General features: G+C 47.1%; 12 protein-coding genes. 4 read left to right on the top strand and 8 right to left on the bottom strand.

Annotated features, from left to right (window positions below; genetic code table 11):
- Positions 1-69: 69 nt before the first annotated feature.
- From ACPEPR_RS10140 to ACPEPR_RS10130, 3 genes are all read right to left on the bottom strand, one after another.
- On the bottom strand, positions 70-1,458 hold the full coding sequence (locus tag ACPEPR_RS10140; protein ID WP_423562384.1) for a dihydrolipoyl dehydrogenase: 1,389 nt from the start codon (positions 1,456-1,458) through the stop codon (positions 70-72).
- A gap of 246 nt (positions 1,459-1,704) precedes the next feature.
- Entirely contained in the window at positions 1,705-2,127 is a 423-nt protein-coding gene (locus ACPEPR_RS10135) for a beta-lactamase hydrolase domain-containing protein (RefSeq protein ID WP_045796347.1), read from the bottom strand.
- Complete coding sequence (locus ACPEPR_RS10130; protein WP_005182227.1) at positions 2,120-2,455, bottom strand: TIGR01244 family sulfur transferase; 336 nt, start codon at positions 2,453-2,455, stop codon at positions 2,120-2,122. The genes ACPEPR_RS10135 and ACPEPR_RS10130 overlap by 8 nt, the downstream gene beginning before the upstream one ends.
- Positions 2,456-2,579: 124 nt before the next feature.
- Between ACPEPR_RS10130 and ACPEPR_RS10125 the strand changes: the two genes are divergently transcribed.
- The 3 genes from ACPEPR_RS10125 to ACPEPR_RS10115 all read left to right on the top strand — a co-directional run bounded on the left by ACPEPR_RS10125 (position 2,580) and on the right by ACPEPR_RS10115 (position 4,339).
- Positions 2,580-3,476 carry an alpha/beta hydrolase gene (locus ACPEPR_RS10125; protein WP_005182237.1) on the top strand — a complete coding sequence of 299 codons (897 nt, stop codon included), beginning with the start codon at positions 2,580-2,582 and terminating at the stop codon, positions 3,474-3,476.
- Positions 3,477-3,908 carry a thioredoxin TrxC gene (gene trxC / locus ACPEPR_RS10120; protein WP_016659552.1) on the top strand — a complete coding sequence of 144 codons (432 nt, stop codon included), beginning with the start codon at positions 3,477-3,479 and terminating at the stop codon, positions 3,906-3,908. It begins immediately after the preceding gene.
- Between the two features lie 71 nt (positions 3,909-3,979).
- Positions 3,980-4,339, top strand: a complete 360-nt coding sequence (locus ACPEPR_RS10115; RefSeq protein ID WP_423562386.1) for an acyl-CoA thioesterase — start codon at positions 3,980-3,982, stop codon at positions 4,337-4,339.
- Positions 4,340-4,413: 74 nt separating this feature from the next.
- Here ACPEPR_RS10115 and ACPEPR_RS10110 read toward each other — a convergent pair whose 3' ends face one another.
- Complete coding sequence (locus ACPEPR_RS10110; RefSeq protein WP_016659551.1) at positions 4,414-4,920, bottom strand: DUF4442 domain-containing protein; 507 nt, start codon at positions 4,918-4,920, stop codon at positions 4,414-4,416.
- A 28-nt stretch (positions 4,921-4,948) separates the two neighbouring features.
- Positions 4,949-5,437, bottom strand: a complete 489-nt coding sequence (locus ACPEPR_RS10105; RefSeq protein WP_005182257.1) for a YajQ family cyclic di-GMP-binding protein — start codon at positions 5,435-5,437, stop codon at positions 4,949-4,951.
- A 91-nt stretch (positions 5,438-5,528) separates the two neighbouring features.
- On the opposite strand from ACPEPR_RS10105, the gene ACPEPR_RS10100 reads away from it, so the two are divergent.
- A complete protein-coding gene (locus ACPEPR_RS10100) occupies positions 5,529-5,843 on the top strand; it encodes a rhodanese-like domain-containing protein (RefSeq protein ID WP_005182260.1) in 315 nt (104 codons plus the stop codon).
- Positions 5,844-6,030: 187 nt separating this feature from the next.
- Here ACPEPR_RS10100 and mnmC read toward each other — a convergent pair whose 3' ends face one another.
- From mnmC to ACPEPR_RS10085, 3 genes are read right to left on the bottom strand one after another with little or no spacing between them, the layout of a single operon-like run.
- Positions 6,031-7,908, bottom strand: a complete 1,878-nt coding sequence (gene mnmC / locus ACPEPR_RS10095) for an FAD-dependent 5-carboxymethylaminomethyl-2-thiouridine(34) oxidoreductase MnmC (protein ID WP_423562383.1) — start codon at positions 7,906-7,908, stop codon at positions 6,031-6,033.
- Positions 7,909-7,938: 30 nt separating this feature from the next.
- The gene (locus ACPEPR_RS10090) at positions 7,939-8,421 is read right to left on the bottom strand and encodes a hypothetical protein (protein ID WP_005182267.1); all 483 of its coding nucleotides are present in this window, start codon (positions 8,419-8,421) and stop codon (positions 7,939-7,941) included.
- Positions 8,422-8,426: 5 nt separating this feature from the next.
- Positions 8,427-8,729: a YciI family protein gene (locus tag ACPEPR_RS10085; protein WP_016659549.1), complete on the bottom strand. Its 303-nt coding sequence runs from the start codon at positions 8,727-8,729 to the stop codon at positions 8,427-8,429.
- Positions 8,730-8,753: the final 24 nt, after the last annotated feature.

Raw genomic sequence — 8,753 nt, 5'->3', positions numbered from 1 at the left:
GGGAAATTTGTGTGAGAAATAAAGATAAGTAGAATCAAAATGACAGTGAAATGAGAAAAATAGAGAAGATTAACCTTCCTCTTGATTTCTCAACTGTCGGCGAGCATGTTTTAAAGCCGTTCTTAAACCTTCTTCAAGCGTCGGATGATAGAAAGGCTTAGCAAGAAGTTCATCTAACGTTACCCCTTCATCAATCAGCCAAGCAAAAGTATGGGCAAAATGTTCGGCAGATTTTACAAAGAGTTCTGCGCCTAATAACTGGCGTGTACGTTTATCAATATAAATTTCGACAGCGCCTTTATTTTTAGCCAGAACCATCGCCCGACCTTGGCGCTCATAAGAAACCTTTCCAATCACAAAGTCGCTGTTCTTGTTTTTAAGCTGTTTATAGCTTTGGCCAGCAATTGCCATTTCCGGTTGACTAAACACAATACTCAGCGGTGTTAAGTCTTTTAAACTCTTCAGTTTTGGATAATTAAGGCAGTTATGCACTGCACCTCGGCCTTCATGGGCTGCTTCATGCTGAATGGGGGTAGAGGTATGTGCATCACCAACCACAAAAATTGGATAATTGCCTAGCTGTTTGGTTTGTGGATCAATCGGTAGCTCTTTAAGATTATCGAACTGAGAGTCAATCTGTTGTAGATTCAGCGAATCTAAATGACTACGACGGCCGGTGGCCACCAGTACATAATCAACCATAAGGTGCTGCGTTTGACCTTGCTCGCTAAACTCAAGCTTGACCTGATTGCCTACCTTTTCCACGTTTTGCGGTAAGACTTCAAACTTAATCTTTAATTCATTACTGAGAATATCTTGGGCGAGTTGTTGCAGATCAGGGCTGGTCAGGGCACCAACACGACGGCTTCGTGCGAATATTGTCGTATCACAGCCCAACCTTTGCATGGCTTGAGCCAGCTCCAGTGCAATGACACCACTGCCAATCACGGCTAAAGATTTAGGGATGGCGTCTAGTTCAAAGATTTGATCTGAGGTAATCAGTCGTTCACCGAGCTGCTGCTTCCATTCAGCGTCATAGGTTGGGGTAGAGCCGACAGCCAGAATAAAGGCTTTGGCCTGATATTGCTGTTGGTTCACCTGTACGGTTTGAGCATCAATAAACTCTGCCTTGCCTTGAATTTTGTGTTGTGCATCCCAGCTTTCAACTTCTTTTAAAGTGGCCTGGGTGAAATGGTCACGTAAAGCGCGGACATGCGGCATCACCTGTGTGGTATCGACCTGGGCTTTGATGTTGAGACCAACTTTATCTGCTTCTTGCAAATCGTGTAGGCGATGTGCAGCAGAAATTAGCACTTTACTGGGCATACAACCGACTCGGGCACAGGTCGTATCCCAGGAACCGTCATTAATAATAAGAATATTTTGTGTGTGCTTGATGGCTTCTTGAAAAGCAGTGATTCCTGCTGTGCCTGCACCAATAATAATAATGTCGTACATAGGAGCAATTTAAATAAAGAGAGATACTATCGAATATATAAAAAAACCCTTTATTTAGAGGGTTTTTTATCAAATAGTTACACTTCAATTCATTAACGAGCTGAGTACTTCAAATATCTATTGTACATTCACGTTTTTTAAATTTGATATTAAAGTGTGGTCCCCACACTCACCCCCACCGTTGGGCGGACATCCATGGAGCTACAACCTGCCAATACACATGCACAAATCAGCATGATCCAGATTTTATTCATGCAATAACCCCTGATTTTTTGCCTGATTAAATAAGGCTGCCGAACGTGAACCACTACGACAGACCATTAAAATCGGTTTCGGTAGTTCATTATAGTATTTCGCAAACTCTTGCACATCGGCCTGGGAAATTGCACCGCTGCTGACCGGTTGATAAATCACGCTAACCCGTGATTTCTCGGCGATGTCACGCAATTGGTTCACTTTGACTGTGTTGCCTGCTTCCTGATCGGGACGGTTCACAATCACCGATTTAAACCCATCTTGCAGCAAGGTCTTAAATTTCTCAGGTGTCATTTGCCCAGAAACACTAAGATTGGCATTTAACGCACGGCTAAAATCACTGGCAGCAACGCATAGGGAGGTCGTGGTCATTGAGAGTGCCAAAACCATCCCCATCCACAACGACTTAGTCATCTAGCAGGTCCATTTGTTTGGCCAGTTGATATAAGTTATTTGAGCGGTTGCCAGTCCGGCAGAACATCAGAACCGGTTTTGGCAATTCATTAAAGTGATTGGCAAAGGTGCGGACGTCTAATTCGGTGATTTGCCCAGCCACCACCGGTTGATAGACATAATCTAACCCTGCATTACGCGCTGCATCTTCAATTTGTGCGCTGGTCGGTTGTTCCGGGCCACCTTCCATGTCTGGACGGTTGTTAATAATTGATTTAAAGCCTTTTTCAACTACCTGGGTTACGTGTTCCGGGCCAATTTGACCTGCAAAGCCAACATGCTCACTCATAATGCCACTCCATCATCCATATCTGAATATTATGCTCTATAATACCACTAGCCAGATTTTCGCGCAGATTGTTCTGAAATATTTATAAACGATTACAACCATAAAACAACGCACTGGAGCAGCCATGCATGCCTATACTGTCGAGCCTCTCTATGTCAAAAGCGGTCAGGAGGTCATTGCTGCCGATTTTTACCTGCCAAAAACTTCCACTAAACCAGCCGTGATTTTAATGGCGCATGGTCTGGCCGGCCTGCGTCAGTTCAAGCTGGTGCAATATGCCAAACGCTTTGCCCGCGCCGGTTATGCGGTGGTGCTGTTTGATTATCGCTATTGGGGCGGCAGTACCGGGCGTCCGCGGGAGCTGGTGTCGTTGTCGCGGCAGCTGGATGACTGGCGTACCATGATTTCACATGTACAGGAACGGCAATCGGTGGATGGGCGGCGGATTATCCTGTGGGGTACAGCGCTAAGTGGCGGCTATGTTTTAACTTTGGCTTCGCAGTTAAACCATTTAAAAGCGGTGATGGTGCAGGTGCCATTTGTGGATGGTGCGGCCAGTGCCAAGCTGTATCCGATTCAGCAGCTGCCACGTGCCTTAAAAATTTCCAGTCAGGATTATATGGGCGCTAAAGTCGGCTTAATGCCAAAAACCTTGCCGGTAGTTGATCCGAAAGGGCTGTGTTTCTTACCGACGGCGGATAGTTATGAAGGTTATCTGTCGATTTTACATCCAGATTTTTACTGGAGTGGCGAGATTCCGGCACGGGCGCTGTTTCATCTGATCCGTTATCGGCCGATTCAGGATGTGCGCCAGATTAATATTCCGGTGCTGTTTATTGCCGCCAAACGCGACAGCCTGATCCCGATTGAATCGAGTCGTGAAACAGCCACCAATATTGCGCCTTATGTGCAATATCATGAATGGGATATGCAGCATTTTGATGTTTATCATGGCCAATATTTTGAAAAAGCCGTCAAGACTCAATTAGAATTTCTACATCAGCATATTGGAGTAAGCTAAATGATTGTTGTCTGTCCAGCCTGTAGTGCCAAAAACCGTGTTCCGGAGGATAAGCTAACTGCCCATCCAACATGCGGACAATGTCATCAGGCTTTAATTCCACTGGCACCGATTGACCTGAATGAGCAGAATTTTAGCCAGTTTATCCAGCACAGTGATTTGCCAATCCTGATCGACCTGTGGGCAGAGTGGTGTGGACCCTGCAAGATGATGGCGCCGCATTTTGCCCAGGTTGCGGCGCAATATCCGCAAGTAATTTTTGCCAAAATTAATACTGAAGAAAATCCGCGTTTAAGCAGTGCTTTTAATGTGCGCAGTATTCCCACGCTGGTGTTGATGAATAAGACCACCGAAATTGCTAGAATAAGCGGCGCATTAAGATCGACCGAACTGAAACAGTGGTTAGATCAGCACTTAACTTCAAACCCTTAATCACGCCCGGAGCGAATGTGTCAGATTCTCAACTAAAACCGGAAGGGACGCTCTCTCTTCAAACCATTGCTATGCCTGCCGATACCAACTGGAGTGGAGATGTGTTCGGGGGCTGGATTGTTTCGCAGATGGATTTGGCCGGGGCAATTCATGCCGAGCGTTTTACCCAAGGTCGCTGTGCCACCATTGCCATTAACCAGATGACCTTTCTGGTGCCTGTGAAAGTGGGTGATGTGATCAGCTGCTATACCAAAATCCTGAAACTGGGCAATACCTCAATTCAGATGCAGATTGAAGTCTGGGACAGCCATGACAGTTCACGTGCAGCAAAACGCGTTACCGAAGGCGTCTTTACCTTTGTCGCGGTAGATGTCAAAGGCAACAAGCGTCAGATTTCCGAGGAAGTGAAGCAGAAGTATCTGGAATCGTAAGCTGTATAATTTGTGCACTCAAAGATCAAAAATCCCAGTTCTGAAACTGGGGTTTTTTTATGGTTTAAAGCGGGTTAACGGGCTTTTTTAAGCTGATCTTTACTGACCCAGGCCCAGAGCATTTCACATTGAATTGGTGCTTCACCCGATTCATCGGTCACTTCGACCGCAACCAGCGTTTCACCTTTTTCGGTGTGTTGCATCAAGTGCTGCTGTTCTGCTGTCAGCGTTGCGACTGCGGTCATGGCGCCTTGCGTCGGGCGTTTAAAATCAACTTTAAAGCTTTTAATTAACACAATCGAGTGATCGGGCACATTCATGCCGGTCACAAAGCCGGTGGCAGTTTCTGCAATTAGCGCCATAGCACAGGCATGTACCTGGCCAATATGGTTTTGCATGGCTTTATGATTGTCAATTTTCACCACCACTTTGGCCGAACTGACTTCGAGATATTTTAATTTGGCTGTCCCCACCATAGGCACGATCCGGCCAAAGGCTTTGCTCCACAAAGTGGTGCGAATCACCTGTGGAAATTTTGCTGTCGCTTTGACTAATTTTGCTAAACGATTCGCTTGTGCCATGATCGATTCCTATGCGGGAGCAAAGAGCTTAATCTTTGAAGTTGTTAAATTGCAGTGGCAGGCCAAATTGCTGTTCTTTTAAAAACGCCATCACTTGCTGTAAGGTGTCGCGTTTTTTATCCGTCACACGGATTTTGTCGCCCTGAATAGAAGATTGCACTTTAATGCCGCTTTCTTTAATGGCTTTATTAATTTTTTTCGCGGTATCAGAGTCAAGACCATCTTTGAGCTTCACCGTCTGAATCACGTTTTTACCTGAGGCCGTGGCTTTTTGCGGGTCTAGCGCCTGCACATCAATCTTACGTTTATAAAAATGATTCTCCAGCATGGTATATACTTGCTCACATTGGAAATCACTTTCGGTTTTGATTTTGATCTCTTTGGCTTTCTCATTCAGTTCGATAGAAACATCTTGACCACGGAAATCGAAACGTGTTGCGATTTCTTTTTGAGTATTCTGAACTGCATGATTTACTTCAAAAATTTCTAATTCTGAAACAATATCGAAAGATGGCATAGTTTAGACCTTTACAAATGGAAAGAATATCTGAGATGCTAGGGATGTTTTCTTCATTTGCCAAGTGTTGTTTACATCAAAGGAGTGCACAATGATCCGTAAGCAAGAAATTACAACATTTGAGTTCCCAGAAAATGCAATCATCTGGGATGTCCGTGATGCAAGTGCTTATGCTGAAGCGCATATTCAAGGCGCAGTCAATCAGCCAATTGCCAACTTGTCAGCAGATAGCTTGACTCAGGTGTCAGCGGATCAACCGATTTACATCTTATGTGGCGGTGGCAGCAAAGCGCCGCGTGCGGCTGAATTGTTAGAAGAGCTGGACAGCTCACGTGAATATGTGGTGCTGATGGGCGGTACCCGTGCTGCACGTGATGCTGGTTTGCCTTTGGTTCAAGGGCAATAATCAAAAAGCGCCGTCAGGCGCTTTTTTATGAACACTGTTTATCATTGACTAAAAAAGATCAGAATACTCTCTCACATGATCAAGCATTTAAAATGAAGAAAATAAATGCTCTCCTCGACTTCCACACTAAGCCTGATCTTTCAAACTAAACCGGGCCATCATTCTCGATCTATACAACGTTTTTAGCTTAGGCCTTAAAATACGGTTTCTTGGCTTTGGCTTTCTTTTGAAAACGGCGGATGTTGAGTTTTTCCAGTACCTGCATCGGCACCGGGCAGGCCTCGTTTAAAATCTGCGCGGCCAGAATTTCACTACATAGCGGTGCAAACAGAAAACCTTTGGAACCGAGTCCAGTCAGGCTATAGACTTGCTGTCCGGGTTCAAGCGCCCCGAGCAGCGGGAAATAATCCTGACTTTGCGCACGGATCGACGCGCGGCCTTGCCAGTTGTGTGGATCGGGCAGGGTGTCCGCATAGTCGGGGAAGACGCTACGGATCAGCGCCAGATTATGTTCATGATCTTCTCGTAAGACTTCGGCATCATCCCGACCCGGATAAAAAGACGCGCCTAAAATCAACTGCTCTGCATCGAGCTGCATACAGTAACCGCCATAACTATAGGCGCTATCTAAACGCAGCGGCTGCTGGGTATTCTTCAGCCAGCTGACCTGACCCCGAATCGGTTTTAACAGCGGATAATGTTCAAAAAACTGGCCGGATTCACGGGCTGTGCAGACAAAGACATGATCAAACTGGCCCAGAGATTGGTTGTCACTGAACAGTTCCGGTCGATCTGTCGGGTGAATCTGAGTGATTTTGGCCTGCTGATATTGAATCCGCTCATGCGCCAGAATCTCCGCACACAGTTGATGTGGCGACACCGCGCCAGCCTGTAGCAGACGCAGGGCAGGAAATTCTGATCGCAGCTGTGCGTCTAAATCTTTTTCCAGAATACCTGGCGGATATTGATCGGCCAGTGCCAGCAGCTGTTCCGGATTTTTTAGCCCAAGCTGATTGACCTGAATCGGGCGGAAGGCCTGAAACTTTGCATAATGATTTAAGGCATGTTGCCAGGCCAGGGTCATTAAATGGGTATGGCTCTGTTCAATAGCACAGAGCTTCGGATTGAGCAGGGCCAGTGGATTGCCCGAGCCACCCGCCAGTGGCGCGCTTTGATCATACAGAGAAACTTGATGCCCACGCTGAGCAAAAGCCCAAGCCAGACTTAAACCGGCAATACCGGCACCAATAATGGCAATATGCCGTTGCTGTACAGAGGTCGAAGGAACTGAGGTTGCTGGTTCAGTTTCCCGTTCTGGGCTAAGCGGTTCTTCTGGCGCTAACCAGATGCCTTTTAGCATTTCGCGTTTATGGCCAAACCCGCGCGGCCGGGAAATATGAATCCCGTGCTGTCTTAAACCTCGCTTTAACACCCCGGCTACACTAAAGGAAGCGAAGGTAGTGCCGACATCTGACAGGCGAATAATATGATTGAGCACCTGTTCTTCCCACATATCCGGATTGCAGGAGGGCGCAAAGCCATCTAAAAACCAGGCATTGACCTGTGTGGTTTTGGCCATCATCGGAAAGACATCGTGCGCATCACCGAGCCAAAGGTCGATAGAAAAACGCTGCTCCGGAAACGACAGGCGATGACAGCCGGCCAGTGGTAATGGGTACTGGGCAATCAGCTGATCGGCCAGAGGTTTTAATTCTGGCCAGGCATTTAAGGCGCGAATTAAATCGGCTTTGGAAAGCGGAAATTTCTCCACCGAAATGGCATGTAAATGGCTGTGATTCTCAGGACGCACCTGTTGCCACAATTGCCATAAGGCCAGAATATTCAGGCCGGTGCCGAAGCCGGTTTCTCCGACACAGAAATATTCATAATCTTGCAGGTCTGCCAGACGCTCGGACAGGTCATTACCGTTTAAAAACACATGCCGGGTTTCCAGCAGGCCATTGTCCTTGGAAAAGTAGACATCCCCAAACTGTTTCGATACCGGGACATCAATGCCCTCAATATGTTGCCAATCGAGATCGGCGGTTTGAATGCGATTAGACAAAACCCAGATTACCTTTAATGAAGCAGAACATTACCACTGACGGCGACGTTTGGTATACACATAGCTGGCCACCAAAAAGCCCAGCAATACGCCGACAGCCAGCGTGGCAGCGCCGTAAAGAAACATCTGTGCGCTACGTTCACTTTGTAAGACCTGAACCTGTACACCCAGATTGTCATTTTTCAGCTGCAGTTCCTGGTTTTGCGCCAGTGCTTCCAGATTGGCTTTTTCCAGCTGTTGCAGGCGGCTTTCCTGATCTTTGACCAGCGCCTTGATTTTAGCTTCCTGTGCCGCTTTATTCTTGGCTAGCTGCTCAGCGGTCAGCGGCTGGTTGGCCGTTGCCGGCGCTGTGGTGGTGGCCACAGCCGGTATAATCGCCGGTTTGGCTGGCGTTGCGACCGCTGGCGTGACTTGAGCCGTGGTATTTACAGCAGCGGGTGCAGCCGGTTCAACGGCCCACAGTGCAGAACAGAAGAAGGATAGACCCAGTAGACTCGGGACAACAACGCGCATGCAGCTTATCCTTTAGGAAATGCTTTATTAAAAGGTTTGACTTCAATCTGGCCATAGACGCCTGCTTTCAGGAATGGCTCATCTTGTAGCCAAGCATCAAGGGCTTCACGAGACTCAAAATCGACAATAATGGTACTGCCATAAAAGCCCGCTTGCGGATTGGTCGGATCTTTCGGCATCGCACCGGCGACAATCAGACGGCCTTCATCATCCAGCTGTTGCAGACGTTCAAGATGTTGCGGACGAATGGCCAGACGTTTTTCGACGGTTCCTTCGTTATCGGTACAGGTCACCACAAATAAAGGCATAAGGTATTCTCGCTCAAGCGGACT

This window comes from Acinetobacter sp. AND/436 (assembly GCF_049546925.1).
Lineage (GTDB): Bacteria > Pseudomonadota > Gammaproteobacteria > Pseudomonadales > Moraxellaceae > Acinetobacter > Acinetobacter indicus.
The sequence above is the reverse complement of the archived record's forward strand: the minus strand, read 5'-3'. Positions and strand labels throughout refer to the sequence as shown.